Source organism: Actinotalea solisilvae, from assembly GCF_016464425.1.
In the GTDB taxonomy this organism is placed as follows: Bacteria; Actinomycetota; Actinomycetes; order Actinomycetales; family Cellulomonadaceae; genus Actinotalea; species Actinotalea solisilvae.
The window spans coordinates 71606-98589 of record NZ_JADDKQ010000006.1; the positions used below are offsets into that span (position 1 = coordinate 71606).

Genomic DNA, 26984 nt, shown 5'->3' on the forward strand with positions numbered 1-26984 from the left:
GCCCGCCGGACGACGTCGTCCGGCAGCCGGGCAGGCCGTGTCCGGCGCGCAGCGACGCGCGCCCCGTGCGCCCACCGCGCGCGGTACCGCCTGGCGAAGGGACGAGGATGCGTCTGCTACGGAAGTGGCTCAGCGCGTTGGTGGTCGGGGGGCTGTGCGCCGTGGGCGCCACCGTCGCGTCACCGGCGGCGGCGATCGGGCCGGACCGGCTGCCCATCACGATCGCGAACCAGTCGGGCCGGGGCGAGCAGGTGTTCGTCCACGTGCTCGGCACCGACCTCGCGACCGGGCGGCTCGGCTGGGTCGACGCGGGCGGCACGTTCCGCCCGTGGCCCGCCGGGTCCAACCCGCCGTCGCCCGCGCCGGACAGCGCGATCGCGGGGCCGTCGAACGGCGGGGCCGTGACCGTGCAGGTCCCGCGCGGCTTCTCCGGCCGCATCTACTTCTCGTTCGGGCAGAAGCTGCCCTTCTCGCTCACGCCCGACGGCCTCGTCCAGCCCGCGCCGTGGGCCGGGGGCGACCCGACGCGCGACATCCTCTTCGACTGGAGCGAGCTCACCTACAACGACGCCGGCCTGTGGCTCAACAGCTCGCAGGTCGACATGTTCGCGGTGCCGCACGCGGTGAGCGTCACCGGCGCCTCGGGCGCGACGCGCACGACCGGGACGCTCGTGGCGAACGGCCGTCAGCAGATCATCGACGCGCTGCGCGCGAACCCCGACTGGGCCCGCAGCGTCGTCACGCGCGCCGACGGCACGGTGCTGCGCGTGCTCGCGCCCGGCAAGGCGGCGAGCGCGGGTCTGCTCAGCGCGACGTACCTCGACGGCTACATCGCGTCGGCGTGGAACGCCTACACGACGCGCACGCTCACGGTGCAGCCCTTCGGCGACCGTCCCGAGATCCGCTACACGGGCCGCACGTCCGGCACGACGATGCGGTTCACGGACGCGTCCGGGCGCGAGGTCGCGGCCTTCCAGCGACCGTCGTCGTCGGACGTGTGGGGCTGTGACGGCGCGCTGCACGCGCCCAACGACCAGGTGGTCGGCCCGATCGCGCGCACGCTGTGCGCCGCGCTGTTCCGCGGCACCCTTGGCGCGAGCAGCACCGAGCCCGTGCTCGACGCGTCGCAGTTCTACCGGAGCAGCCCGCCCAACCTGTACGGACGCGTCATCCACGCGGCCATGACCGACGGGCGCGCGTACGCGTTCGCGTTCGACGACGTCGGCGCGTTCGAGTCCCTCGTGCACGACGGCGACCCGCGCAGCGCGCGCATCGACCTCACGCCCTTCTCGGGCGGCGGCACCGGCCCTGCGACGGGGACGGGCGCGGTCCGGGCCGGCGTGTCCGGCAAGTGCCTCGACGTCTCGGGCGGGAACAGCGCCAACGGCACCGCCGTCCAGCTCTGGGACTGCAACGGCACGGCGGCGCAGCGGTGGACCTTCGGCTCCGACGGCACGCTGCGCGCGCTCGGCAAGTGCCTCGACGTCGCGGAGTGGGGCACGGCCAACGGCTCGAAGCTCCAGATCTGGGACTGCAACCCGGGCCAGTCGAACCAGACCTGGGTGCGTCAGGGGAACGCGTACCGCAACCCCGCGTCGAACCGCTGCCTGGACAACCCGAGCAACCAGGCGGTCAACGGCAACCGCATCCAGCTCTGGGACTGCTTCAACAACAGCGCCCAGTGGTGGTCGGTGCCCGGCGCCTGACCCGTGCTCCTCGGGCGGGTCAGGGGTTCCTGGCCCGCCCGAGGACGTGGTCGACCACGCGCTCGGCGTACGCGCGGTCGAGCGGCCCGCCGGAGACCATCCGGCGGTAGAACAGGGGGCCGCTCAGCAGGTCGAGCAGGAGGCCGAGGTCGGCGTCCTTCGCCAGCTCCCCACGCCGCACCGCGCGTTCGAGCACCCGCAGCACCGGGGCGTGCCGGCGGGCCGCCTGCCGCCGGTGGAGCTCGGCGAAGTCGGCGTCGCGCTCGGCGGCGTCGATCAGGGCGGGCATGAGACGCGCGGCGGGCGAGGAGGACAACGCGTCGGCCAGGCCGCCGACGAGCAGCAGCAGGTCGCCGCGGACGCTCCCGGTGTCGGGGGCGTCGGGCGGCTGGAGGAGGCTGTCGAACGCGTCCTGCACCAGCGCGGCCTGCCCGGGCCACTGTCGGTAGATGGTGGTCTTGGCGACCCCCGAACGGTCGGCGACGGCCTCGATCGTCGTGCCGGCGATGCCGCGCTCGACGAGGAGCTCGAGCGCCGCCGTCAGCGCCCGCGCACGGCTGCGCGCGACGCGGGGGTGCAGGCCGGCGGTCACCGGACCGCCCAGCGGTCGAGGTGGTCGCGGACGTAGTCCACGAGGTCGCGTGCCGGTCGACCGAGGAGCTGCTGGACGGTCGGGTCCACGGCCTCGGCCTGGCCCCGGCGCAGCCCCGTGTGCAGCACGGTCTGGACGAGGACCTGCGGCGCCGGGAGACCGCGCCCGCGCAGGTGACGGGCGTAGCCGACGACGCTCGCGGGCTCGTAGCGCACCGGCCGGCCGAGCTGCCGCGTGAGGATCTCGGCGACCTCGTCGAACCCGACCGCGCGCGGTCCCGTGAGGGTGTACCCCGCGCCGCGGTGCGCCGCCGGCTCGGCGAGCACGACGGCGGCGACGTCGCCGAGGTCCCGAACGTCGACGAAGGCCGCCCGCCCGGCGCCGGCCGGCAGGTAGAGGCGCGAGTCCTCGACGATGTCCGCCCGGTAGGCGTCCGCGAGGTTCTGGGCGAAGAACCCGGGCCGCAGGATCGTCCACGACGTGCCCGAGCCGTCGAGCCGGCGCAGGCGTGCCTCGACCCGGTGGTGGGGGACGACCCGGTTGGTGTCGGCGCCCGTGACCGAGGCGAAGACGACGTGCTCGACGCCGTGCCGCTGCGCGGCGTCGACGAGTGCGTTGAGCGTCGGACCGACGCGCGTGATCGCCGGCGGCCGGACGAGGAACAGGGCCGACGCCCCGGACAGCGCGTCGTCGAACGTGCTCGGGTCGTGCAGGTCGAGCCGCACGCGTGCGACGTCGCCGAACGCGGCGCGCAGGCGCTCAGGGTCGGTGCCGGCGGCGCGGACGGGCACGCCCGCCGCCGCCAGGGACCGGACCACGGCGCCGCCGACGTTCCCGCTCGCGCCGGTGACGAGCACCGGGCCGCGCGTCACGGTGCTGCCGTCACGTCGAGGCGGACGACGGCCAGGCCGTCACGCACGGCGGCGTCGGCGAGCTCCTCGAGCGTCGGCACCCGGTCGACGGTGAGGCGGATCCCCATCCGGCGGCCCGCCCGGCGGTGCCGCTCGGCCTCGATGAGCGCCCGGTACACCCGCGCGACCGTGTCCGGGTCCTCGACCAGCTCCGCCCGGGCCGGGCGCCGGACGCCGAGCAGGGTCACCTCGACGTCCGGGCGGCCGCGGAGGTTGTGCCGCCACCGGGAGCTCGTGAGCACGAGCAGGCGGCCGTCGTCCTCGCGGCGGTACGCGACGGGGAACGTCAGCGCGCGACCGGACTGGCGGCCCGTGACGTGGAGCAGCAGGAGCGCCCGGCCGATGCGGGACGCGCGGCGCGGCGACGAGAGCAGCCACCGCATCACGCGGTTGACGACGACGTAGGCGCGCTTCGGTGGGTGGGCCGCCTCGACGGCGGGGCGCTGGCTCGGGTCCATGCCTCGATCCTAACGCTACGCATCCGTAGCGTTAGGACCTTCGGGCCCGACGGGACCGGAAGTGGCGTCGTACCTGTGGCCGGCCGCGCGGAGGCGCTCCACGAGCACGTCGCCGACGCCGGTGGCCGGGGTGAGGGAGCCGGCGCGGTCCGGGAGCCGGTCGCCGTCGAGCGCGAGGGCCAGGGCTGCCTCGCCGAGCATGACGGCGGTCGCGGCATACCCCGGGTCGCCCGGGCCTGCGGCGACGGCCGCGTAGCGCCGCCCCGACGACGTCGTCGCGCGGAGCTCCATCCGGAACCAGCCCTCGGCGCGGGTCCGCTCGTCCGGCCCGGTGCCCGGCGCCGGCAGCAGCCGGTCGAGCAGCGCGCGGGCCGGCGGCAGGGCGAGGGCCGCGGCCCCGAGCCCGAGCCCCGCGGCGAGCCCGACGGCGGTGAGCGCGCCGCGCGCACCGCGTCCGGTGGCGCTCGCCTCGGCGTAGCGCAGGCCGCGCCCGTACGCCCAGCCCAGGAGGGCGTTCGAGCGCCGCACGACCCGCGAGTTCACCGACGCCATGGGGAAGGGCGCGACCCAGGCGCCGTCGGACAGCCGTGCGGGGGGCGTCGCGCTCGGGGGCTGGGGCGCGGCCGGTTCAGCGTCGCGGTCGGGGGAGAGCGCGTACGGGTCGGCGAGGAGCCGGCGTGCCGCGGGGTCGCGCGCGGCGAGCTCGACGATCCCGCGCACGGACGCGACCGTGCCGCCGCTCACCCCGCCGCGGGCGCGGGCGACGGTGAGGATGCGCTCGAGGGTGCCGGCGCCGTCCGCCGCGACGCGTCGGTGCAGGGTGAGGACGCCGAGGTCGGACGGCACGGAGTCGTAGCCGCACGCGTGCACGAGTCGCGCGCCGCTCGCACGCGCGACGGCGTCGTACCCGTCGATCGCCGCCCGGATGAAGGGCACCTCGCCTGTGAGGTCGGCGTAGTGCGTGCCGGCCCGCGCGCAGGCCGCCACCACGGGCAGCCCGTGGCGCAGGTAGGGACCGACCGTGGTCACGACGACGCGCGTCGAGCCGGCGAGGGCGGCGAGCGAGGCGGCGTCGTCGACGTCGGCGACCAGCAGGGGCCAGTCGTGAGCCCGCCCGGGCAGGCCGGCGCGCACCCGCTCGAGGCGGTCGCGCGAGCGCCCCGCGAGCGCGACCCGGGTGCCCGCCGGTGCGTGTCGCGCGAGGTGCTCGGCGGTGAGGGCGCCGACGAACCCGGTGGCACCCAGGACGACGACGTCGTGGTCGCGCACGTCAGGGTCGTGCGGGGCAGGAGTCATGCCGCGATGCTCCCCGCGCGGTCCGCGGGCCGCCAGCGGGCCGGGGTCAGGGCTCGGGCGTGAGGACCTCGACGTCGGCCGCGCGCAGCGCCTCGGCGAGGTCCGCGGGTGGCGCGGCATCGGTCACGAGGTAGTCCGCACGGCCCAGCTCCGCGATCTGCGCGAAGAGCCGCCGCCCGAACTTGGTCGAGTCGGCGAGCACGGCGACGCGCGTGGAGCGGTCCATCATCTCGCGCATCATCGCCGCCTCGCCGAGGTTGCTCGTCGAGTACCCCGCGTCCGCCGAGACGGCGCCGACGCCGATGAGCGCGAGGTCGCAGCGGATCTCGCGGTCCGCGCCGCTCTGCACCGGGAAGGCGACCGCCCCGACCGTGCCCTGCGCGCTGACGCGGACCACGCCGCCGAACACGTAGAGGTCGCGGAACGCCGCCGGGCTGAGCTCGGTCGCGAGACGGAGCGAGTTCGTCGCGATCGTGAGGTCGCGGTGCTCGGCGAGGTGACGGGCCGTGGCGAGCGTCGTCGTGCCCGCGTTGATCATGATGGCGGCGCCGTCCGGGACGAGGGTCGCGGCGAGCGCACCGATCTGGTCCTTCGCCTGCGTCTGCATGCGCAGCCGGACGTCGACGCCCGTGTCGGGCCGTGGCACGGCCTGCGGGCTGATGGCGCCCCCGTGCGTGCGGATGAGCACGCCCTCGGCGTCGAGCTGGTCGAGGTCGCGCCGGATCGTGTCGGGCGACACGTCGAACCGCTCGGCGAGGTGGGCGACCGTCACCTGGCCGGAGTCGGCGACGTACGCCGCGAGCTCGGCCTTGCGGCCGGCCGGCAGGCGGCGCGCGGACCCGTCGATCGTCGTGGACATGCGAGAAGTGAAGCCGACGATGCGACTTCATGCAAGAAACCGCATCGGCCATCTCGGATCGGTGGCGGCGACTGTGCGCGCTGCGGGTCGCACCGGGTGCTGAGAGGGCGTTGACACCGCTCGATTCCCGGATTAGGTTGCAGAAACCCGCAAGAGTGCGCAGCGAAGCGCAGGAAGCGGCAGAGCCCAGAAGGAGAGTCATGAGCAAGGGCGCTTACGTCGGACGCTTCGTCGCCGTCACCGGAGCTGCAGCACTCGCACTGACCGGCTGCTCGGGGGCACAGGACGCCGGGGACGCCACGGGTGGCGACACCGCCGAGGGTGGCGAGGTCACCCTCGAGTTCTCGCAGTGGTGGGAGCCGGAGCTCCCGGACGGTGCCTTCCGCGAGCTGATGGACCGGTTCGAGGAGGAGAACCCCGGCATCACCGTCGAGCTGCTCTCCGGGCCCTACGCCTCGACCAAGGAGCAGGTCGTGGCCGGTGCCGCTGCCGGCACCATGTCCGACGTCGTCGGCCTCGACGGCGCGTGGGTGAGCGACTTCGCCCAGCAGGGCGCGATCGCCGACCTCACGGCCCTCATGGACGAGGTCGGCTACGACGACAGCGAGCTCGCGAGCCAGGTCCAGGTCGACGACGCGACGTACATGATCCCCGTCGTCAACTTCGTCTACCCGATGTTCACCAACGACGCGCTGCTCGCCGAGGCGGGCGTCACCGCCCCGCCGGAGACGCGGACGGAGTTCGCCGAGGCGGCGTCGGCCGTGACCTCGGGCGAGACGTACGGCTGGATCCTGCCGCTGTCGCTCGAGGCGCCCAACGGCATCCAGAACGACGTCATGTCGTGGGTCTGGGCCTCGGGCGGCTCGATGCTCGAGGAGGGCCAGCCGGCCCTCGTCGACAACGAGGACGTCTCGAGCGCGACCGAGTTCATCCAGGGCATGTGGGACGACGGCGTCATCGCGCCCGGGGCCTTCACCATGAAGGAGCAGGACAAGGTCGAGGAGTTCACCAACGGCCGCGTGGGCATGATGATCGACTCCCTCGCGCACGTGAACCTCATCCGCGAGTCCAACCCCGACCTCGACTTCAGCATCTCCGCGATCCCGGCCGAGGACGGGTACGACGGCGAGCGCGGCATCCCCTACGCGTCGTGGGGCATCGGCGTGGCCGAGAACTCGGAGCACAAGGAGGAGGCCTTCAAGCTCGTCGAGTTCCTCATGAGCGAGGAGGTCAACAGCGAGCTGTCCTCGATCGCCAACGCGTTCCCGGGCAACGTCGGCTCGGTGCCGGACTTCGTCGAGGAGGACGAGCTCTTCGGCACCGCCTTCGAGATCTACCAGTCGGGCTTCCCGGCCAACGAGTTCACCGGTCTCCCCGTCGCCGAGCAGCTCATGCGCGACTTCGGCGAGGAGTTCCAGCGGGCCCTCGACGGCCAGCAGTCGATGGACGACGCGCTCGCCGCGGCGCAGGAGAAGTGGGAGAGCGAGTTCTAGGCCTGCGTCCTCGACCCCGGGTGGTGCCGGGTGCGGGCCTCGCGCGACGAGCCCGCCCCGGCGCCACCAGCCAGCGAAGAGAGACCCTCATGTCCCAGCTCACCAGCCCGCCGCCGCGCGTGCACCGGGCGCCGCAGCCCCGGCCCGCGGACGACGACGGCGCCCGCGCCCGGAAGGTGTCGCAGCTCAAGCGGCGGCTGACGCCCTACGGGTTCCTCACCCCCACCGGCGTCCTGCTCGTCATCCTCATGGTGACGCCGATCATCATGGTGATCAGCTACTCGCTGCTCGACGGCGTGATCACGAACAAGAACCCGGCGTTCATCGGCTTCGAGAACTACGTCGAGGTCCTTACCGACCCGGTGTTCGTCACCGCGGTGCGGAACACGCTCGTCTTCACGCTGACGTCGGTGGTCGTGCACTTCGGGATCGGCCTCGGCTTCGCGCTCATGCTCAACTCGCCCCTCCTGGGCGACCGCATCAAGGGCCTCTTCCGCGTCATCTACATCCTGCCGTGGCTCTTCACGGTCGCGATCGTCGCGGTGCTCTGGCGCCTGCTGCTCAGCCCGAACGGCGTCGTCAACTACGTGCTCGGCGCCGTCGGCCTCACGGACGGCTCGACGGAGTGGCTCGCGAGCCCGTCCACCGCCCTCGCGGCCGTGACCTTCATCAACATCTGGTCCGGCTACCCGTTCTTCATGATCTCGCTGCTCGCCGGCCTGCAGGGCATCCCGCGCGAGCTCTACGAGGCCGCCCGCGTCGACGGCGCCGGCGCGTGGAAGCAGTTCCGCCACGTCACCCTCCCGCAGCTCAAGCCGATCATCATCTCGATGGCCCTGCTGGACTTCATCTGGACGACGCAGCAGTTCGCGCTCATCTGGATGACGACCGGCGGCGGCCCGATCGACGCGACCGAGGTCCTGTCCACCTTCACGTACAAGCTCGCGTTCACCCGCTACGACTTCTCGGTCGCCTCCGCCGCCGCGGTGCTGGTGCTCCTCATGTCGATGGTGCTCGCGTTCTTCTACGTCCGGCACCAGAAGTCGAGGGACTGACCATGACCGCTCTCGCCGACCCCGCGATCATCGCCGAGCCCGCACCGACGCGCGTCCCGCCGAAGCACACCGGGAAGAAGGTCGCGCTGATCGTCACGCTCTTCCTGGGCGGCTGCTTCTCGGCGCTGCCCGTGCTGTGGATGCTCGCGAGCTCCTTCAAGAGCAACTCCGAGATCTTCGCGTTCCCGCCGAGGCTCGTCACGCCGGGATTCTCCTTCGACGCGTACACGACGATCCTCACCGACCCGGTGAAGCTGCGCTTCTTCGCGAACAGCTACGTGGTCGCCCTCTCGGTGACGCTCCTGACGCTCGTCGTGGCGGTGCACGCGGCGTACGCGTTCAGCCGCTACGAGTTCCGCGGGAAGCGGATCATCAACGTCGTCGTCGTGTCCGTGCAGGCGGTGCCGCCGATCACGCTCCTCATCCCCTACTTCGGGCTCATGGTCGGGCTGCGTCTCTACAACACCTACCAGGGCCTGATCCTCACCTACATGGTGTTCACGCTGCCCTACGCGATCATCATGATGACGGGCTACTTCAACACCCTTCCCAAGGAGCTCGACGAGGCCGTCAAGGTCGACGGCGCAGGCCCCATGACGGCCCTGTGGCGCATCCTCGTCCCGATCTCCGTGCCCGGCCTGGTCTCCGTGGGCGTCTACACGTTCATGATCGCGTGGAACGAGTTCCTCTTCGCGCTGACGCTGACCCGGACCGAGGACATGCGCACCGTGCCGATCGGCATCCAGCTGCTCATGGGCCAGCACTCGTACGAATGGAACGAGATGATGGCGATGAGCATTCTCGGGTGCGTCCCGGTGCTGCTGCTGTTCCTCTTCTTCCAGAGATATTTCATCGGGGGGATGACTGCCGGCGCCGTCAAGATCTGAATCCGTTCCGAAACGTACCGAAGAAGCACCCGCAGACGTACAGAGAGAAGACTTCACCATGCTCACGAGTGGCAAGAACCTGCTGGCGGTCGCGAACGAGAACTCCTTCGCCGTCCCCGCGTTCAACATCAGCGACTGGGCGATGGCCCAGGGCATCTTCGAGATCAGCGAGAAGCTGCGCGCCCCCCTGATGATCGCCATCCACCCCGACGAGGTCGCCCACCTCGGGCGCGACGCGCTCCCCGCCCTCATCCAGCGGGCCCACCGGTCGTCGGTGCCGGTCGTGATCCACTGGGACCACGGCGGCTCCTACGAGCAGGTGCTCGAGGCGATCCAGTACGGCTTCACGTCGGCGATGATCGACGCCTCCATGCAGCCGTTCGAGGACAACGTCGCGGTGACGAAGAAGGTCGTCGACACCGCGCACGCCGTCGGCGTCTCGGTCGAGGGCGAGCTGGGCACCATCGGCAAGCTCGACGAGCAGGCCGAGGAGGGCGTGGCGGTCTCGGCGATCACCTACACCGACCCGCAGCAGGCGGTGGAGTACGTCGAGCGCACGGGCATCGACAGCCTCGCCGTCGCGATCGGCACCGCCCACGGGCTCTACCCCAAGCACATGAAGCCCGAGCTCAAGCTCGACCTGCTGCGCGAGATCAAGGAGCTGCTGCCGATCCCGCTGGTGCTGCACGGCGGCTCGGGCAACCCGGACGACGAGATCGGCCAGGCGGTCAAGCTCGGCGTCAACAAGATCAACATCTCGAGCGACATCAAGGTCGCGTACCACGACAAGATGCGCGAGGTCCTCGCGGACACCACGCTGCGCGAGCCCCTGCTCATCCAGCCGCCCGCGATCGCGGCGATGCAGGAGGTCGCGGCGCAGAAGATCCACCTCTTCGACGCCGCCGGCAAGGCCGACCTGTACTGACGGCCGCACGCACGCCGCACGCACGCACGCGAGGGAGCAGACGTCGATGGGCACGAGGTTCGTGCTGGGCATGGGTGGGACGGTCGACTACGAGATCCGGTGGGACCCCGCCGTGCTCGAGCGGCTCGCCGCCGAGCACGGCGTGGGGGCCGACGACCTCGACCTCGACGCCCCGGTCGACTCGGTCCGCGACCTCGTGCGGAGCCTGCTCGCGTTCGTGCGCGACGGTGTCGGGGGAGAGCGCTTCGTCGCCTCCTCCGACATCGTCGCGGCGGTCGCGACGCGGTTCGAGACGGCGGTCACCCTGGGCGGGACGTGCGTGCGCGCGGCGATCGCGATGGACGTGCTGGGCGTCCCGAGCACGCTGCACCTCGTCTCGATGGACGACCACGTGCGCCGGCTGCTGCCCACCGCGGTCGCCTACGTCTCGAGCGCCCGCGAGGACACGCTCGACCCGCACCTCATCGTCCAGTACCCCGCGGGCGCCCGGGTGCGGCTGGGCGACGTCGAGATCGTCGCCCCGCGGCCCAACCGGATCATCTACGCCAACGACCCGCCGCACCGCGAGCTGCGGATCGCCGACGACCTGCCCGACGCCCTGGCCTCGGCCGACGTCTTCCTCCTCTCGTCGTTCAACGTCATCCAGGACCCGGCCACGCTCGACGACCGCCTCGCGACGGTGCGCCGGGCCATGCGCTCGCTGCCCGACGGCGCGCTCGTGATGTTCGAGGACGCAGGCTTCCACGTGCCCGCGCTCAGCCTGCGCGTCCGCGACGAGATGGCCGGCGTCGTCGACGTCTACAGCCTCAACGAGGACGAGATGCAGGCGTACCTCGGGCGGCGCGTCGACCTGCTCGACGCGGACGCGGTCGCCGGGGCCGTGACCGAGCTGCGTCGCCTCGTCCCGGCGCCGACCCTGGTCGTCCACACCCAGCACTGGGCGCTCGCCGTGGGGGAGCGGGCGACGGCGCTCCGCCCGGCGCTCCGCGGAGGCATCGTCATGGCGAGCACGCGCTACCGGCTCGGCGACGGGTTCACCGCGGAGGACTACGCCGCCACCGCGGCGATGGCCCCCGGCCCCGGCGCGACGGCGCTCGCCGACGCGATCGCCCGGCTGCTCGGGCCCGACGCGACGGCCGTGCCCGCGCTCGACCTCACCGCGGTCCCCGCGCCGACGACGATCGGGCTCGGCGACACCTTCGTCGGCGGCTTCCTCGCCGCCCTCGACCGCGGCCGCGGTGTCGAGGACGCGGCGTGAGCGGACCTGGCACGAGCCGGTACGCCGGCTGGGCGGACCTGCTCGACGACGGCCGCGTGCCGCTGCCCGAGGCGCTCGCCGTGGTCGACGAGGTGACGCGCACCGACGGGCGTCGCGCGATCGCCGTCCGGCTCGCCGGCGGCCTCACGTTCGACGTCCTGCCCGACCGCGGGCTCGACCTCGGCGCGGCGTGGTGGGGGTCCACGCCCCTCGCGTGGCGCTCGATGCACCCGGTCGACCCGGGTCCGGGGCACGGCTGGGAGCAGCGCTTCCTGGGCGGCCTGCTCGCGACGTGCGGCCCGGACAACATCGGGCCGCCGCGCGGCACCTCGGGGCAGCACGGGACGCACCACCTCACGCCCGCGACGGACGTGCACTGGTCGCGGCGGGTGGTCGACGGCCGCGTGGAGGTGCGCGTCAGCGGCCTCGTAGCGCACACCACCTTCGACGGGCCGCGGGTCGTCGTCGAGCGCGAGGTCGTCGCGTCCACGGGCACCGCGGCGGTCGAGGTGGCCGACGTCGTCCGGAACGTGGGCGACGAGCCCGTCGGCGTCCCGCTGCTCTACCACGTCAACCTCGGCGCCCCGCTCGTCCGCCCGGGCGCGCGCCTCGAGCTCGACGCCGACGACGCCGTCGTGCGCGAGCCCCTGCCGGCCGGGCGCGACCCGCTCGTCACGCCCGCGCCTGCGCCCGGGCTGGCGCCCGTGGTCGCCGAGCACCGCGTACGTGCCGCGCGCGCGACGCTCGTCGGCGACGCGCAGCACCCCGACGTCGTCGTCACCTGGACCGGGGCGACCCTGCCGCGGCTGTGCACGTGGAGCTGGCCGGCGCGCGGCGCGTACGTGCTCGGCGTCGAGCCCTGCAACGCCCCGCTCTTCGGACCCGAGCGCGACCTGCCCCACGCCGGCGCGCCCGTGCTCGAGCCGGGCGAGACCTGGCGCACCGGCGTGCGGATCGCCGTCGGGCCCACCCGCGAAGGAGTCGCATGAGGCCCATCACCCTGCCCGCCAACCAGCCCGCCGACCGCTTCTACGAGGGCGGGCGGCAGATCGTGGAGTTCCGGGGGACCGGTCGCGTCGCGAGCCACGAGCCCGAGGACTGGGTCGCGTCGTCGACCCCCGTGCACGGGCACGCGCCCGTCGGCCTCACCGTGCTGCCCGACGGCGGCCTGCTGCGGGACGCCATCGCGGCGGACCCGGTCGCGTGGCTGGGCGCCGAGCACGTGGCGGCGTACGGCGACGACCCGGCGCTGCTGGTCAAGCTGCTCGACGCCGGCCAGCGGCTGCCGGTGCACGTGCACCCCGACGTCCCCTTCGCCGAGGCGCACCTCGGCCTCGCCCACGGCAAGACCGAGGCCTGGGTGGTCCTCGAGCCCGCGACGGTCCACCTCGGCTTCACGCGCGACATCGGCGCCGAGGAGCTCGCGTCCTGGGTGGCCGCGCAGTCGACGGAGGCGATGCTCGGCGCGATGCACGCGCTCGAGCTCGCCGCCGGGGACGCCGTGCTCGTCCCTGCCGGCCTGCCGCACGCGATCGGCGAGGGCGCGTTCGTCGTCGAGCTCCAGGAGCCGACCGACCTGTCGATCCTGCTCGAGTGGTCGGGCTTCGCGATCGACGGCCGCGCCGACGGTCACCTGGGCCTGGGCTTCGACCGCGCCCTCGCCGCCGTCGACCGGCGCGGCTGGTCGGCCGAGGCGGTCGCCCGGCTGCGCGGCGCGACGGCCGCGGACACCGGCGACCTGCTGCCGGACGCCGCGGCGTTCTTCCGCGTCGAGCGGTGGCGGGGCGGGCGCACGCTCGAGCCGGGCTTCGCGGTCCTCGTCGTGGTCGACGGCGCGGGCGAGCTCGCGACGGACGGCGCGGCGGTCCCTCTGCGTCGCGGCGGGACCGTCCTGGTACCCGCCGCCGGGGGACCGGCGACGGTCGTGGGCGACGACCTCCACGTGCTGGTCTGCCGCCCGCCCGCGCCCCGGGCCGGCCGGTAGCCGACGTCGGCCGGGGTCCTCGCACCAGGGACCGACGTCCCCTCCCCGGAGGGGGTGGGGCGGTGCCAGGATCGAGGAGAGCGTGCGCGACGGCGCGCACGGAGGAGGTGGCACCCATGCCCGAGCCGACGGAGACCCTCTGCCACTGGGAGCTGGTCCAGCGCAGGTGGAAGTGGGAGTGGGCGAGCTACCGCCCCCACGCCACGCTGTACTGGACCGCCGACGACGCGAGCGGCGTCACCGAGGTCCTCGAGGACGCCACCCTCGCCCCGGAGCCGCCCGGCCTCGCCGTGGACCACGCGTTCGGCAGCCGCTGGGAGAAGGTGTCCGGGACCGGGACGAACGTCGTCGTCGACGACGCCGACCTCCCCGCGGGCGTCTCGCCGCTCGGCGCGGGCTGGCGCCTCGTGGACCTCGTCGACAGGTGACCGCGGTCTAGCCGTCCGACCGCGACGCGCCGCCGGCGGTGGGGACAGCGCCGACGGCGTCCGCGAGCACCCGGGCGAGAGCGGCGGGCGCCGTGAGCATCGGCCAGTGGCCGCTGTCGAGGTCCGCGTACGTGACGTGCGTCGCGCGCGCGAGCTCGGGCAGGTCGCCGGCCGCGACCCACGCCTGCGCGTGCTCGGGCGTGAACTCCGGGCACACGAGCACGACCGGCACGTCGTACCGCCGGTCGTCGGCGAGCCGCACCACGCCGCGCGCGACCGCCTCCGGCACCGGGACGGCGCGCTCCTCGAACGCGCCGCGCGCGGCGTCGTCGAGGTCTGCCGCGTCGGCGCCCTCGAACGGCTCCCACCCGGGGAAGGCCATGACGCCGTCCTCGACGGGGAAGAAGTCCGCGTAGCGGTCGCCGTCGGCCGACGGGAACCCGCCGACCAGGAGGACGCCCGCGACGCGGTCGGGGCGCGCGTCCGCCGCGAGCCAGGCGAGGGTCGCCGCCGCCGAGTGGCCGACCACCCACGGTCGGCCCTCGGCCGCGTCCACCGCCGCGACGACGGCAGCCACCTGGTCGGCGAGCGTGGCCGACGCGTCGCCGTCACCCTGGCCCGGCAGGGCGACGGGCACGGCGCGGTGCCCGCGCTCCGCGAGCGGCCCGACGACGTCGTCCCAGGTCGAGGCGTCCAGCCACAGGCCGCCGACGAGCAGGATGTCCATGGTCGATCTCCGTCCTCCGGGGGTGTCGCGGCCACCGTAGGAGGGGTTCCGGACGATCCGCGTCCGCACTAGCGTCGGCGCGTGACGGACCTGCGACCGACCGCCCGCGCCCTGCGCACCCTGGACCTCCTGCAGCACCGTCCTGGCGTGACGGCGCAGGAGATCGCGGACGAGCTCGACGTCACTGAGCGCGCCGCCCGGCGCTACGTCTCCCTGCTGCGCGAGGCCGGCATCCCTGTCGAGGCGGCGCGGGGGCGCTACGGCGGCTACCGGCTCGGGCGCGGCGTACGCCTGCCGCCGGTCGTCTTCACGGCGTCGGAGGCGCTGGGACTCGTCATGGCCGTCCTCGACGGCCACCACGCGGCCGCGGACCCGCAGGACCCGGTCGGCGCGGCGCTCGGCAAGGTCATCCGCGCCATGCCCGAGGGCGTCGGCAGGCAGGCGGCGACGGTGCGCCGGTTCGCCGCGGCGGCCCCGGACCGGCGCGCGGACCGTCCTGACCCCGACATCACGAGCGCGCTCGTCGAGGCCGTCGGCGACCAGCGACGCGTCGCGGTCGACTACCGCTCGGCGTCCGGCGCGTCGTGGCGCGGCGAGGTCGACCCGTGGGCCGTCGTCGTGCGGCACGGGCGCTGGTACCTGCTGTGCCACGCGCACCGGACGGACGCCGTGCGTGCCTACCGCGTCGACCGGATCGCCGCGGTCGAACCGCGGCAGGACCGCTTCCGCGCCCCGGACGACCTCAACCCCGTCGCCCTCCTCGAGGAGCACCTCGGGCGCGGCTGGCCCTACGCGACCCGGGTCGTCTTCGACGCCCCGGCCGACGTCGTCGCGCGGTACGTCCGGCCGCCCATGGGCCGCCTCGACCCCCTGGACGACGGCGCCCGGTGCGCCCTCGTGGGCACCACCGCCAACCCGGTCATGTACGCGGGCGAGTGGCTCGCCGCGATCCCGCTGCCGTTCCGCGTCGAGGGCGGGCCCGAGCTGCGCGGGGCGGTCGGCGAGCTGGCCGCGCGCCTGACGGCCGCCGTGGGTCGGGCGACGGTACCGGGACGTTGACCGGCGGCCGCGGCTCCCGGGGCCGCGGCCGGCTCGTCAGCCGCCGGGCGGCGCCGTCGACCCCCGGACCACCAGGTGCGTCGCGAGCTGGACGTGCCGGGACGCGGGCTCGCCGCCCGCCGCCATGCCGAGCACGGTCTCGACGGCCATCCGCCCCATCCCGGTGAGGGGCTGGTGCACCGACGTGAGCGGCGGGGACGTCCAGGCCGCCTGGGGCGTGTCGTCGAAGCCGACCACGCTCAGCCTCGTCGGCACGGCGACGCCCAGCTCCCGCGCGACGGCGACCACGCCGACGGCGATCTCGTCGTTCCCCGCGACCACCGCGGTCGGTGGCTGGGGGAGCGAGAGCATCTCCCGTCCGTGGGTCCGGCCCGCCTCGACCGAGAAGCCCACGTGACGCACGAGCTCGGGAGCACCGCGAGTTCCGCGCGACGTCCCGCCGCGAGAGAATGGCGCGCCACCGGGAGGAGGACCCATGGAGCTCGGTCTCTACCTCGTCGGGGCTGTGGTCGGCGGTCTGCTCGCCGTCGCGGTGCGCCTGCCGCCGCTCGTCGGCTACCTCGCCGCGGGCTTCGCGCTCGGGGCGCTCGGCGCGCCCGAGCCGGCCGGGCTCGAGCAGGTCGCCGAGGTCGGCGTCGTGCTCCTGCTGTTCGCGATCGGGCTGAAGTTCGACGCGCGCACGCTGCTGCGCCGCGAGATCTGGCTGACGACGAGCGTCCACCTCGTCCTGTCGACCGCGGTCGGCATGGGCTTCCTCGGGCTGCTCGCCGTCGCCGGGCACGGGCTCGTCGCGGACGAGCCCGTCGGGGCCCTCGCGCTCGTCGGCTTCGCCCTGTCGTTCTCGTCGACGGTCTTCGTCGTCAAGGTCCTCGAGGACCGGTCGGACGCGACCTCGCTCTACGGCCGGATCGCCGTCGGCCTCCTCGTCATGCAGGACATCGCGGCGGTGATCTTCATGGCGCTCGCGGGCGGCGAGGCGCCGAGCCCGTGGGCGCTCGCGCTCGTGCTCCTGCTGCCCGCGGCGTGGCCGCTGCACCGGATCTGGGACCGGATCGGGCATGGCGAGCTCCAGGCGCTGTTCGGCGTGACCGTCGCGGTGGCGCTCGGCTGGGGCCTGTTCGAGGCGGTGGGCGTCGACGGTCAGCTCGGCGCGCTCGTCATGGGGCTGCTGCTCGCGAAGCACCCGAGCGCGGGTGAGCTCTCGCGGTCCCTCATGACGTTCAAGGACCTCATGCTCGTCGCGTTCTTCCTGCAGATCGGCCTGCACGGGCGACCGGGGCTCGAGGAGGTGCTGCTCGCCGCCGCGCTGCTCGCCGTGCTGCCGCTCCAGGTGGCGTTCTACGCCGTGCTCCTGTGGGCCATGCGCCTGCGCCGGCGCACGGCGTTCCTCGCCGGGCTCGTGCTCGCGAACTTCTCGGAGTTCGGCATCATCGTCGCCTCGGTCGGCGCGACCGTCGGGCTGCTGAGCGAGAGCTGGGTGCTGGTGGTCTCGCTCGCCGTCGCCTTCAGCTTCGCGGTGTCCGCGCTGGTCAACCGCCGCGGCGTCGAGCTCGCGACCCGCATGGTGCGCCTGCTCCCGCACCACAGCACCTACCAGCTGCACCCCGACGACCGTCTCGTCGACGTGGGCGAGGCCGACGCGCTCGTGCTCGGCCTCGGCCGGATCGGCTCGGCCACCTACCTGCGGCTGCGCGACGAGTACGGGCTGTCCGTGGTCGGCGTGGAGCACGACCAGGCGCGCGTCACCGACCTCGAGCTCGAGGGCTTCGAGGTGCTGCGCGCCGACGCGACGGACCTCGAGTTCTGGGCGCGCGTCAAGCGCGCCGGCAAGGTGCAGGTCGTCGTCCTCGCGATGCCCTTCCACAACGCCAATCTCATCGCGCTCGCACGGCTCCAGGCCGCCGGCTTCACGGGCCGCGTCGCCGCGGTCGCGCGGTACGACGACGACGTGGCCGAGCTCCAGCGGCACGGCGCCGACGCGGTCTTCCACCTGTACGGCTCGGCGGGAGCGGCGCTCGCGGACCACGCGGCGGAGGTCCTCATGCACCGCAAGCCCACCGGACCCGAGCACGAGCCGGGCTCCGCCCCCGGGCTCGTCACGGGCTGACGCCCGACGTCGTGCGCCGACCCGTCCCCGGCCGGGCGCCGACGTAGGGTGCGAGCGTGCTGTCGACGCTCGTGTGCCGGCTCCTCGGCCACCGGCCGACGAAGGTGCCGCGCGACGACGAGGGCGGCGGGTTCGTCTACGCGTGCCGACGCTGCTGCGCCGAGGGCGTCCGCCCGCCGGCCCCGCGGACGCCCCGCCGCTGAGTCGCTCCGGCGCCCGTCAGAGGCTGAGGCGGGCGGTCGCCGTCGTGCCGTCGCGGTAGGTCACGACCATGTCGACGCCGCTCGACGCGTCCCGCAGCTCGTCGCCGGGGAACCACAGCGCGAAGCGGCCGCCGTCGACGGTCGCGGCCACCTCGCCGTGCTCGGCGCTCCGGTAGGTGATGCCGACGACGTCGGCCCCCGCGACGCCCGCCGCGAGCGAGAGGTCGCCGGCGGCCATGGTTCCCGAGCCGAGGTCCGTCGCGACCACGTCGCGCAGGCCCGGCGGGGCGTAGCCGTCGGGCGTGCCGACCGACCCGACCATGGCGTCGGCGAAGAGGCGCGCGGACCCGTCGGCGATGCAGAGGGCCGCGAAGCCGTCCTCGCCGGCGAGGACGACGGTCGTCCAGACGCCGCGGCGCTCGGCGATCGCCGTCACGGCTGCGTCGAGCTCGGCCCGGTGGTCGCTGCCGGCGCCCTCGCGCTGCTGCGTGCGGCAGGCCTCGCCGGCGTCGGCCTGCTCCTGCGCGGACAGGCCCGACGGCGCTGCGGTCCACGTCGCGAAGGCGGCGTCGCCGCCGGTCAGCGGCGGCAGGACGACGAAGGCGGCCGTCGCCGCGGCGACCGACACGCCGGCGAAGGCGAGGCGGCGGGCCGTCGGCCGGCGGCGGGCCGGCAGGGACACGGGGCCCGACGGGGACGTGGCGAGGATCGCCTCGAGGTCGGCCCGTGCGCGGGGGCTCGCCGGGTCGACCTCGCGGACGGCGGGGTCGAGCGTCCGGAGCGTGGCGGTGAGGTGGTCGTCGAGGGTCATCGGGTGGTCCTTCCGGCGAGGGCGGGCGTCGCGGCCCGCTGCGGCAGGTGGTCGAGGTGGGCACGAAGCGCCCGGCGGGCGCGCGTCAGGCGGAGCCGGACCGCGACGGGGGAGATGCCGAGGACGACGCCGGCCTGCGGCGCGGTGAGGCCCTCGAACGCCGCGAGCGCGAGGACCTCCTGGTGCGCCGCGGGCAGCCGCCGCCACGCGGCGGCGAGGTCGACGGCGCTCACGACGGCGTCGTCGTGGGCGTCGACGACGAGCGTGGCCGAGTCCGCGAGGCGGATGCCCAGGGCCTCCCGACGCCGCTCGCCGCGGCGGTCGTTGAGCAGCACGTTCCGCACGATGCCGAAGACCCAGGCACGGGCGTCGTCGTCGGCGCGCGGTACGTCATCGAACCGGCGCCAGACGACGAGGAAGGCCTCGGCGACGACGTCCTCGGCGTGCTCGCGCAGGATGCGACGCTGCGCGAAACGGAGCGCGTCCGGGTAGACGGCCGTGTACAACGACCGGAACGCACGCTCCCGGTCCGGAGCGCGGGTAGGTGGACTCATACCCGGTACCTGTCCGCCACGGGTGCGAGTGTGTCGCACGTGCTGCGGGGATCGGCTCAGGTGGCCCAGCGCACCGTGACCGGCGTGCTCACGCCGGGGACGGGCGGCGACGTCGTCTCCCGCTCGACCTCGGCGGTGGCGGCGCTGCGGCGGTCACTGCCGGGGCTCGGCGAACAGGCTGTCGATGCCGACGACCGAGATGAGCGCGGCGACGGGCGGCGCGGGCTCGGGCAGCGAGACGCCGAGCCCCTCGGCGTGCGCGACCGTGCAGCACTGGATGAGGAACGACAACCCGGTGGAGTCGATGAAGGTGACGTCGGACGTGTCGAGCTCGACCGGGACGTGACGGCACGCGACCAGGGACATCGCGGTGCTTGCCTGCGTCCTCAGGGTGGCGTCGATCTCGCCGGAGAGCCGGACGATCGTCCGCTCCGGCGTCTGGGTCGTCGTGATGGAACCGGTCGGTGGTGCGGGTGCCGGCACGGGTGACCTCCCTGTCTCCGGCTTGGGGCACGGGCTTCGAGGCCCGAGGTCCGGCTCCATGCAAGCACCGGTCGTCGTCGGAGCACAACCCGCCCATGGGGTGAACTTTGCCAACCTATGACCGGCGGGTTCCGCGGCCGCCTGGCACTGTCAGGGAGTGAGCATCGTCCAACGCCTGCGCGAGCGGTTCTGGTTCATCCCGGCAGTCCTGTGCCTGGCGGCGTTCGTCCTCGCCGAGGGGCTGGTCGCGCTCGACGAGCGCCTGGGCGGGCTGGACGTGCCCGGCTGGGCCGGGACGCTCCTCTACCGGGTGGGCGCGAGCGGCAGCCGTGACGTCCTCGGCGCGATCGCCTCGTCGAGCCTTGCGGTGGCGGGCACCACCTTCTCGATCACCATGGCGGTGCTCGCCCTGACGTCGTCCACCTACGGCCCTCGACTCGTCCGCAACTTCATGTCGGACCGCGGCAACCAGGCGGTCCTCGGGGTGTTCGTCGCCACGTTCCTCTACAGCCTGCTGGTCCTGCGCTCGATCCGGGTCATCGGCGAGTCGGGGGACGACGCCTTCGTACCGCACCTGGCCGTCAACGCGGCGGTCCTGCTCGCCGTCGCCGACGTCGCCGTCCTCATCTACTTCATCCACCACATCAGCGACTCCATCCAGATCACGACCCTGACCGGGCGCGTCCGGGACGAGCTGCTCGCGACGGTGGAGCGTCTCTACCCCCTGCCGGACGCCACCGACGTCGCCGTGCACGGCGGGCCCGGGGCAGCGCCCGGTCCAGGCGTCCGCGACCTGCCGCGCCCCGACGGCGGGGCGCCGGTCACGGCCCACCGGTCCGGCTACCTGCAGTCCCTCGACGACGACGACCTGCTACGCCTCGCCCGCGAGCACGACGTCGTCGTCGTCCTGGACGTCCGGCCGGGCGCGTACGTGCTGCAGGACGCCGTCGTCGCCCACGTCCTGCCCGCCGAGCGCGCGGACGACCGCCTCGCCGACGGTGTGCGCGCGACCCTGCACCTCTCCGACGCGCGCACCCCCCACCAGGACCCCGAGTTCGCGGTCCAGCAGCTGACCGAGATGGCGGTCCGCGCGCTGTCGCCGGGCACGAACGACCCCTACACCGCCGTCAACGCTCTCGACGACCTGTCCTCGGCGCTGTCGGCGCTGGCTGCGCGCGTCCCACCCGCTCGCGCGCGCCTCGACGCGGAGGGGCGGCTGCGCGTCCACGCGCCCCGCGTCGGCGTCGACGAGCTCGTCGTCCCGGTGATCGACAGCATGCGCTGGTACGCGGCGTCCGCCCCCTCGGTCATGCACTCGACCCTCGACCTCGTGGAACGGGTCGGCACGCGCGCCGCGTCGGGTGCGGTGCGGACGCGCCTGCTCACCCACGTGGGACTGCTCGAGGACGCGTTCGCCGGTGCCGGGCACCACGCCCACGACATGCAGGCGTTCGCGGACCACGCGGGCTCCGTGCGCGCCCGGCTGATGTCGGTCTGACCGGTACCGCGCACCGGGAGAAGGCGACCCGCGCGGTCCACGCGGCGGACTCAGCTCGCCCAGCGGACGGAGATCGGCGTGGTCACGCCGGGGAGGGGCAGCGACGTCGCCTCGTGCTCGACCTCGGCCGTCGTCGCCGCGTCGAGCGGCTGCCAGGGGGTGATCACGACCTTCTCGTCCGCGCGGCGCCACGTGCCGACCACCTCGCCGCGCACGAGCACCGCACCCGGCCAGACGCGAGGGGTCCAGAGCTCGGCGCGGCGCGCGGCGTCGGGCACGAGGCGCTCGCGCTCGCGGTCCCACAGGAGGTAGTAGGCGTCGCCGCTCGGCAGCAGGCGGACGGCCGTCGAGGGCTCGACCGGAGCGCGGAGGCTCGGCTCGTCCCGCGCGAGCGCCCACGCGTCGCCGAGGTCGGTGCGCACGGGGACGAGCTCGTCCGCCAGGCCGTCGAACGCCGCGGTGGCCGACGGCTTGCGGAGTCCGGCCCAGTCGCCGAACCCCGCGACCGTGCCCGGCCCGAGCACGTGGAGGTAGCGGCGCAGCAGCTCGAGGCGCGCGGCGACGTAGTCCGTCTCTGCGAGGGGCGCGGTGCGGACCGTCGGCTGCCGCGCGCCGTCCCACCGGATGAGCAGCCGTCCGGTCGTGCTCGCGTAGCGGAACTGGTGGTGGTGCACGCCGAGCTCGCGCGCGACGTCGCGCAGCAGCCTCTCGGCGCCCGCGAGGTGGGCGTCGAGGCGCTCCGCCAGGAGCTCCGCCTCCGCGTACCGGGCGGTGTCCATCGGGCGTCGCGCGAGGGTGAACACCGCGCGGTCGCGCTGCTCGATTACGTGGACGCTGAAGCGCTGGCCCCAGACCTGGACGAGCGGCGGCTCGGGCACAGCGGTCGCAGGCGTGCCCTCGACGCGGGCGTGGAGCGAGTGCAGGGCCGCGCGCGGGACGCTGTCCGTCATCCCCGCCCAGGCGGCGCGGCGCACCGAGTCCGGCGTCGGTGCGACGCGCTCCTCGAGGCCGTTCGCGCGTCGTCGGTGGGCGAGCACCTGCTCGCGGGTGAGCTCCAGCGCAGCCATGCGTCCCCCTCACGCCCGACGGTCGCTGCCCATCATGGCGGTCAGCCGCGCGCGTCCGGGAGGGGTGCGGGGCACTCGCCGCCGGGGGTGGTCGCGAGCTCGACGTGCCACATCTCGTTGGCGTACGTCTGGCACAGGCCGTACGCGTCGCCGAACCGCCCGACCCAGTCCGCGGCCGCCGTCGGGCCGACGTCGACCGCCTCGCCCGTGACGTGGCTCGACGTCTCGGGCGTGGCGACGCGCGCGAGCGCCTCCTCGAGCGAGCCGTAGGTCGCCGTCGCGCGGTCGAGCAGGTCCTGCTGGTACTCCGGGCTGCGGCGACCGGACGTCAGCCAGAGCTCGACGCCGTCCGCGGCGGCGTCGCTCGCCGCGGCCTGGACCGCGGCGCGGAGGTCCGGGTCGAGGCCCGCGACCGCCGGGTGGTCCTCGTCGAACGGGTCGATGCGGTCGTCACGCTCGCGCGGGTCGGGTGCCGTCGCCGAGGCGTCGTCCGGCGCGGCCTCGTCCGGGGTGCCGACGTCCGGCACCGCGCCGACCTGGAGCGGGGGCGGCGGCGGGGCGCCGTCGAGCCCTGCCGAGCGCGGCATGAGGAAGGGCGCGGCCAGGAGCCCGACGGCGACGAGTCCGGCGAGCACGGCGGTCGCCCGGAGGCCGGTGCGGCGGAGATGGCTGCGGCCGGCGACGCGCCGTCGTCGGGCCGGCTGGGGTGCGTGGTCCATGGTGACCATCCGACCCGTGCCGGCCCGGGTCCCGCGTCTGCCCATCGTCGGGACCGTGGCCCGCGCCCGTCATCCGCCGGTCGCACGCGGCGCCCCGACACCTCATCCCGCCGCACCGGGCCCACGACGGGCCCCGTCCAGATGCTCGGATCCGAACGTCTCAGCGTTCCGCCCGTGTCGAGTACGGGTCGGAGGGCTCCGATGTGCGGATCCGAGCATCTGGACGGGGCGGCCGGGGCGGACGGGGCGGGCGGGGCAGGGCGGGGGCGGAGCCTTGCGGGGGGAGCGGGGGCGGAGGATGCTCGGCGGGGTCGGCCGACGTCGGGCGAGGGGGCCCAGCATGCGGATCCAGCGGCTCGTCCCGGCGGTGGTGTGCGCCCTGCTCGCGCCCCTGCTCCTGCTGCCCGGCGCCGCGCCCGCCGCCGCCGCCACGGTGCCCGCGGGGTTCACGGACGCGCTCGTCGCGTCGGTCCCGGCGCCGACGGCGATCGCCTTCATGCCCGACGGGCGCATGCTCGTCGCCACCCAGCCCGGACGTCTGCGGCTGCAGACGGCGTCGGGCACGCTGCTCGCCGCGCCCGCGCTCGACCTCTCCGCGCGGCTGTGCACCAACTCCGAGCGCGGCCTGCTGGGCGTCGCGACCGACCCGGACCCGGCCTCGCGCGCGATCTACCTCTTCTACACCGCGCGCGGCACGAGCACGTCCTGCCCGACGAGCACGACGGGCACGCCGGCCGGCGCGCCGGTCAACCGCGTGAGCCGCTTCGTCCTGCGCGACGACAACACGGTCGACCCGGCCAGCGAGCGCATCCTGCTCGACGGCATCGCGTCGCCCGCGGGCAACCACAACGCGGGCGACCTGCACGTCGGCAAGGACGGCTACCTCTACGTCTCCACGGGCGACGGCGGCTGCGACTACCGCGGCGACAGCGGCTGCGGCGGGGCGAACGACGCCGCGCGGGACCGCAACGTGCTGCTCGGCAAGGTGCTGCGGGTCGACCGGACCACGGGCGAGGCGGCTCCCGGCAACCCGTTCCTGGGGACGGGGACGGCGTCGTGCCGCACGGCTCCGGCCGCGGCGGGCACGGTCTGCCGCGAGACGTTCGCGTGGGGCCTGCGCAACCCGTTCCGGATGGCCTTCGACCCCGACGCGACCGGGACCAGCTTCTACGTCAACGACGTCGGCCAGAACGTGTGGGAGGAGATCGACCGCGGCACGGCGGGCGCGGACTACGGCTGGAACGTGCGCGAGGGGCACTGCGCCAACACGGGCTCCGCGGCGAACTGCGGTCCCGCACAGCCCGCCGGCATGACCGGGCCGATCCACGACTACGACCGCAGCGCGGGGTGCGGGTCGATCACGGGCGGCGCCTTCGTGCCGAACGGCGTCTGGCCGGCGGCGTACGAGAACGGCTACCTCTTCGCCGACTACGTCTGCGGCAAGATCATGATGCTGGTCGGCACGACGCGCACGGACGTCGCGACGGGCCTCGGCGGCGCCGTCCACCTCGAGTTCGGGCCCGTCCCGGCCGGCGGCCAGGCGCTCTACTACACGACGTACGCGAACGGCGGCGAGATCCGCCGGATCGCCGCGACGGGCACGGCGAACCGCCCGCCGACTGCGGCCCTCACGGCGACTCCGTCCACCGGTGGGGCGCCGCTGACGACGGTGCTCGACGGGCGGGGCAGCAGCGACCCCGACGGCGGCGCGCTGACCTACCTGTGGAGCTTCGGCGACGGCTCGCCGGACGTCACCACGACGGCGGCCACGGTGAGCCACACCTACGCGGCCGGCACGTGGACCGCGAGCCTGCGCGTGCGCGACCCGGCCGGGGCGACGTCGGCCGCCGCGAGCGTCGTCGTGCGCTCCGGCAACACCGCGCCGACCGCGGTCCTCACCTCGCCCGCCGTCGGCGCCCTGTTCACCACCGGCCAGACGTACCACCTCACCGGCTCGGGCACCGACGCCCAGGACGGCACGCTGCCGCCGGGCGCGCTGAGCTGGACCGTGGTGCGCGTGCACGACCAGCACACGCACCCGTTCCTCGGGCCGGTGGCGGGCAGCGACGTGACCTTCACGGCGCCAGGCCCCGAGGATCTCGCCGCCGCGGCTAACAGCTACCTACGCGTGTCCCTCACCGTGACCGACGCGGGCGGCGCGACGGCGACCGCGGTGCGCGACTTCCGTCCGCGCACGGTCGCGGTCACGCTCGCGACGTCGCCCGCGGGCCGCACCCTCACCGTCGACGGGACGCCCGTGACCGGGCCGACGACGGTGACCTCGTGGGCGGGCGCGCCGCTGCGCCTGGGCGTCCCCGCGCAGACCGACGCCGCCGGGCGCCCGTACGGGTTCGACCGCTGGTCGGACGGCTCGACCTCGGCGACCCGCACCTGGACGACGCCGGCCGCCGCGACGACGCTCACCGCGACCCTCTCGCTGCGCGGGCTGACCGCGACGTACTTCCAGAACCAGGACCTCACGAGCCCCGTGCTCACGCGCGTCGACCCGACGGCGGCGTTCGACTGGGGCCGCGGCGCGCCCGCGCCCGGCGTGGACCCGGACACGTTCTCGGTGCGGTGGAGCGGCAGCGTCGTGCCGCGGTACAGCCAGACCTACACGTTCGCGACGACGTCGGACGACGGCGTCCGGCTGCGCGTCGGCGGGCGGCTGGTCATCGACCAGTGGAACCCGCACTCGCGGCAGGTGGACACGGGCACGGTCGCGCTCACCGCGGGGACGGCCACGCCGATCGTGCTCGAGTACTTCGACCGGACCCACTCGGCGGTCGCGCAGCTGCGCTGGTCGAGCCCGTCCCAGCCGCTCGAGATCGTCCCGGCCGACCGGCTGCGTCCCTGATCGGACGGCGTCGGGCGAGCGGGGAGCGTCTCTTCCGCCGAGCGCGTCCCTCGCCGAGCGTTCGCGGAGCCCCGTGGCGTTCGCGGAGCCCTGTGCCGTCCGCGGAGCGGCGTGCCCGTCGGTGGAGCGGCGTGCCGCGGGTGTGGAGCGTGGTGCCCGGACACGCCGGCGTGTCGTGGCACGAGGCTCCGCGCTGGAGTCCGGGGCGGGCCCGGGCGCCGGTGCCGTGGTCGCGGAGCGCTGTGGCGTGCGCGGAGAGCCGTGCCCGTCTGCGGAGCGGCGTGCCGCGGGGGTGGAGCGTGGTGCCCGGACACGCCGGCGTGTCGTGGCACGAGGCTCCGCGCTGGAGTCGGGGGAGGGCGGGGCCGGCCCGCGGAGTGCCGTGACCGTCTGCGGAGCGGGAGAGGCAGGCGTTCAGGCGCGGTAGCGCAGGCCGTCGACGACGAGGTCGAGGACGCGGCGCACCTGCGCCTCCCACTCGGGGCCGTCGGGGACCATCCACACGCCGCCCAGCGCGAGGAACACGTCCGTCCCCTCGACGTCGGGGCGGACGGAGCCGTCGGCGCGACCTGCCTCGAGCAGCATGGTGATCGCGCCCACGATCCCGGCCCTGGTCTCGCTGAAGAGCGGCGAGTCGGAGCCGACGGCGGTGCGGAGCGCGCCGACGAGCCCGCGCTTGGTCGCGGCGTAGCGTACGAAGCGGCCCATCCACCCGCGCAGGGCGTCGACGGCGGGCCGGTCGGCCTCGAGCAGCCGCGGCGCGGCGGCGCACAGCTCCTCGACCTCGTGCCGGTACGCGGCCTCGACCAGCGCGTCGCGGTGGGGGAAGTGGCGGTACAGGGTGCCGATGCCGACGCACGCGCGCTCGGCGATGGTCTCGAGCGGTACCTCGACGTCCTCGGTCAGGGCCTCGGTGGCGACGGCGAGGAGCCGGTCGCGGTTGCGCCTCGCGTCGGCCCGCAGGGGCTTGCCGGCGGCCTGGGTGGTGGACACAGAACTCCCTCTTGCTATCCGGAGGATCCTCCGCTTATGGTGGTGACAACGGAA

Annotated in this window: 27 protein-coding genes; 14 read left to right on the top strand and 13 right to left on the bottom strand. The window is 74.7% G+C overall.

Annotated features, from left to right (window positions below):
• Positions 1-107: 107 nt before the first annotated feature.
• On the top strand, positions 108-1706 hold the full coding sequence (locus tag JIG38_RS06330) for a glycoside hydrolase family 64 protein (protein ID WP_199422916.1): 1599 nt from the start codon (positions 108-110) through the stop codon (positions 1704-1706).
• Between the two features lie 19 nt (positions 1707-1725).
• On the opposite strand, the gene JIG38_RS06335 is transcribed toward JIG38_RS06330, so the two are convergent.
• The 5 genes from JIG38_RS06335 to JIG38_RS06355 are packed head-to-tail and all read right to left on the bottom strand — an operon-like array spanning position 1726 to position 5822.
• Entirely contained in the window at positions 1726-2298 is a 573-nt protein-coding gene (locus JIG38_RS06335; protein ID WP_307844638.1) for a TetR/AcrR family transcriptional regulator, read from the bottom strand.
• Positions 2295-3170: an SDR family oxidoreductase gene (locus JIG38_RS06340; protein ID WP_307844639.1), complete on the bottom strand. Its 876-nt coding sequence runs from the start codon at positions 3168-3170 to the stop codon at positions 2295-2297. Before JIG38_RS06340 ends, JIG38_RS06335 begins: the two co-directional genes overlap by 4 nt.
• A complete protein-coding gene (locus JIG38_RS06345; RefSeq protein WP_199422917.1) occupies positions 3167-3667 on the bottom strand; it encodes a nitroreductase/quinone reductase family protein in 501 nt (166 codons plus the stop codon). Before JIG38_RS06345 ends, JIG38_RS06340 begins: the two co-directional genes overlap by 4 nt.
• A 15-nt stretch (positions 3668-3682) precedes the next feature.
• Positions 3683-4963, bottom strand: coding sequence for a saccharopine dehydrogenase family protein (locus JIG38_RS06350; protein ID WP_199422918.1), 1281 nt, complete (start codon positions 4961-4963; stop codon positions 3683-3685).
• Between the two features lie 46 nt (positions 4964-5009).
• A complete protein-coding gene (locus JIG38_RS06355; protein WP_199422919.1) occupies positions 5010-5822 on the bottom strand; it encodes a DeoR/GlpR family DNA-binding transcription regulator in 813 nt (270 codons plus the stop codon).
• A gap of 200 nt (positions 5823-6022) precedes the next feature.
• On the opposite strand from JIG38_RS06355, the gene JIG38_RS06360 reads away from it, so the two are divergent.
• The 8 genes from JIG38_RS06360 (at position 6023) to JIG38_RS06395 (ending at position 13852) form a co-directional block, all read left to right on the top strand.
• Entirely contained in the window at positions 6023-7315 is a 1293-nt protein-coding gene (locus JIG38_RS06360; RefSeq protein ID WP_199422920.1) for an ABC transporter substrate-binding protein, read from the top strand.
• Positions 7316-7404: 89 nt separating this feature from the next.
• Positions 7405-8370 (top strand): carbohydrate ABC transporter permease, encoded by a 966-nt coding sequence (locus JIG38_RS06365; protein ID WP_199422921.1) that lies wholly within the window; start codon positions 7405-7407, stop codon positions 8368-8370.
• 2 nt (positions 8371-8372) lie between these two features.
• On the top strand, positions 8373-9257 hold the full coding sequence (locus tag JIG38_RS06370; protein ID WP_233404555.1) for a carbohydrate ABC transporter permease: 885 nt from the start codon (positions 8373-8375) through the stop codon (positions 9255-9257).
• 58 nt (positions 9258-9315) lie between these two features.
• The gene (locus JIG38_RS06375) at positions 9316-10182 is read left to right on the top strand and encodes a ketose-bisphosphate aldolase (RefSeq protein ID WP_199422922.1); all 867 of its coding nucleotides are present in this window, start codon (positions 9316-9318) and stop codon (positions 10180-10182) included.
• Positions 10183-10228: 46 nt separating this feature from the next.
• Positions 10229-11440, top strand: a complete 1212-nt coding sequence (locus JIG38_RS06380; protein WP_199422923.1) for an ADP-dependent glucokinase/phosphofructokinase — start codon at positions 10229-10231, stop codon at positions 11438-11440.
• Positions 11437-12429, top strand: a complete 993-nt coding sequence (locus tag JIG38_RS06385) for a DUF4432 family protein (RefSeq protein WP_199422924.1) — start codon at positions 11437-11439, stop codon at positions 12427-12429. Before JIG38_RS06380 ends, JIG38_RS06385 begins: the two co-directional genes overlap by 4 nt.
• A complete protein-coding gene (locus JIG38_RS06390; RefSeq protein ID WP_199422925.1) occupies positions 12426-13424 on the top strand; it encodes a class I mannose-6-phosphate isomerase in 999 nt (332 codons plus the stop codon). The genes JIG38_RS06385 and JIG38_RS06390 overlap by 4 nt, the downstream gene beginning before the upstream one ends.
• Positions 13425-13540: 116 nt before the next feature.
• Positions 13541-13852 (top strand): hypothetical protein, encoded by a 312-nt coding sequence (locus JIG38_RS06395; protein WP_199422926.1) that lies wholly within the window; start codon positions 13541-13543, stop codon positions 13850-13852.
• Between the two features lie 7 nt (positions 13853-13859).
• On the opposite strand, the gene JIG38_RS06400 is transcribed toward JIG38_RS06395, so the two are convergent.
• Positions 13860-14579: an alpha/beta fold hydrolase gene (locus JIG38_RS06400; protein ID WP_199422927.1), complete on the bottom strand. Its 720-nt coding sequence runs from the start codon at positions 14577-14579 to the stop codon at positions 13860-13862.
• Between the two features lie 81 nt (positions 14580-14660).
• Between JIG38_RS06400 and JIG38_RS06405 the strand changes: the two genes are divergently transcribed.
• Positions 14661-15638 carry a helix-turn-helix transcriptional regulator gene (locus JIG38_RS06405; RefSeq protein WP_199422928.1) on the top strand — a complete coding sequence of 326 codons (978 nt, stop codon included), beginning with the start codon at positions 14661-14663 and terminating at the stop codon, positions 15636-15638.
• Positions 15639-15674: 36 nt separating this feature from the next.
• Here the strand turns inward: JIG38_RS06405 and JIG38_RS06410 are convergent, their stop codons facing one another.
• Complete coding sequence (locus tag JIG38_RS06410; RefSeq protein WP_233404556.1) at positions 15675-15989, bottom strand: substrate-binding domain-containing protein; 315 nt, start codon at positions 15987-15989, stop codon at positions 15675-15677.
• Positions 15990-16113: 124 nt separating this feature from the next.
• On the opposite strand from JIG38_RS06410, the gene JIG38_RS06415 reads away from it, so the two are divergent.
• Positions 16114-17745 (top strand): cation:proton antiporter domain-containing protein, encoded by a 1632-nt coding sequence (locus tag JIG38_RS06415; protein WP_199422930.1) that lies wholly within the window; start codon positions 16114-16116, stop codon positions 17743-17745.
• A 56-nt stretch (positions 17746-17801) separates the two neighbouring features.
• Complete coding sequence (locus JIG38_RS06420) at positions 17802-17948, top strand: hypothetical protein (RefSeq protein WP_199422931.1); 147 nt, start codon at positions 17802-17804, stop codon at positions 17946-17948.
• A gap of 16 nt (positions 17949-17964) precedes the next feature.
• Here JIG38_RS06420 and JIG38_RS06425 read toward each other — a convergent pair whose 3' ends face one another.
• The 3 genes from JIG38_RS06425 to JIG38_RS06435 form a co-directional block, all read right to left on the bottom strand.
• On the bottom strand, positions 17965-18759 hold the full coding sequence (locus tag JIG38_RS06425) for a hypothetical protein (RefSeq protein ID WP_199422932.1): 795 nt from the start codon (positions 18757-18759) through the stop codon (positions 17965-17967).
• The gene (locus tag JIG38_RS06430) at positions 18756-19313 is read right to left on the bottom strand and encodes an RNA polymerase sigma factor (RefSeq protein ID WP_199422933.1); all 558 of its coding nucleotides are present in this window, start codon (positions 19311-19313) and stop codon (positions 18756-18758) included. The genes JIG38_RS06425 and JIG38_RS06430 overlap by 4 nt, the downstream gene beginning before the upstream one ends.
• Positions 19314-19466: 153 nt before the next feature.
• Positions 19467-19796: an STAS domain-containing protein gene (locus tag JIG38_RS06435; protein ID WP_199422934.1), complete on the bottom strand. Its 330-nt coding sequence runs from the start codon at positions 19794-19796 to the stop codon at positions 19467-19469.
• Positions 19797-19953: 157 nt separating this feature from the next.
• Here JIG38_RS06435 and JIG38_RS06440 point away from each other — a divergent pair, with 157 nt between their 5' ends.
• Positions 19954-21294, top strand: coding sequence for a DUF2254 domain-containing protein (locus JIG38_RS06440; RefSeq protein ID WP_199422935.1), 1341 nt, complete (start codon positions 19954-19956; stop codon positions 21292-21294).
• A gap of 50 nt (positions 21295-21344) precedes the next feature.
• On the opposite strand, the gene JIG38_RS06445 is transcribed toward JIG38_RS06440, so the two are convergent.
• A complete protein-coding gene (locus tag JIG38_RS06445) occupies positions 21345-22361 on the bottom strand; it encodes a DNA glycosylase AlkZ-like family protein (RefSeq protein ID WP_199422936.1) in 1017 nt (338 codons plus the stop codon).
• A gap of 41 nt (positions 22362-22402) precedes the next feature.
• Entirely contained in the window at positions 22403-23080 is a 678-nt protein-coding gene (locus JIG38_RS06450) for a D-alanyl-D-alanine carboxypeptidase family protein (RefSeq protein WP_233404558.1), read from the bottom strand.
• A 340-nt stretch (positions 23081-23420) separates the two neighbouring features.
• On the opposite strand from JIG38_RS06450, the gene JIG38_RS06455 reads away from it, so the two are divergent.
• Positions 23421-25937 (top strand): PQQ-dependent sugar dehydrogenase, encoded by a 2517-nt coding sequence (locus JIG38_RS06455; RefSeq protein ID WP_199422937.1) that lies wholly within the window; start codon positions 23421-23423, stop codon positions 25935-25937.
• A gap of 414 nt (positions 25938-26351) precedes the next feature.
• Here JIG38_RS06455 and JIG38_RS06460 read toward each other — a convergent pair whose 3' ends face one another.
• Positions 26352-26930, bottom strand: a complete 579-nt coding sequence (locus tag JIG38_RS06460; RefSeq protein WP_199422938.1) for a TetR/AcrR family transcriptional regulator — start codon at positions 26928-26930, stop codon at positions 26352-26354.
• Between the last annotated feature and the right edge of the window lie 54 nt (positions 26931-26984).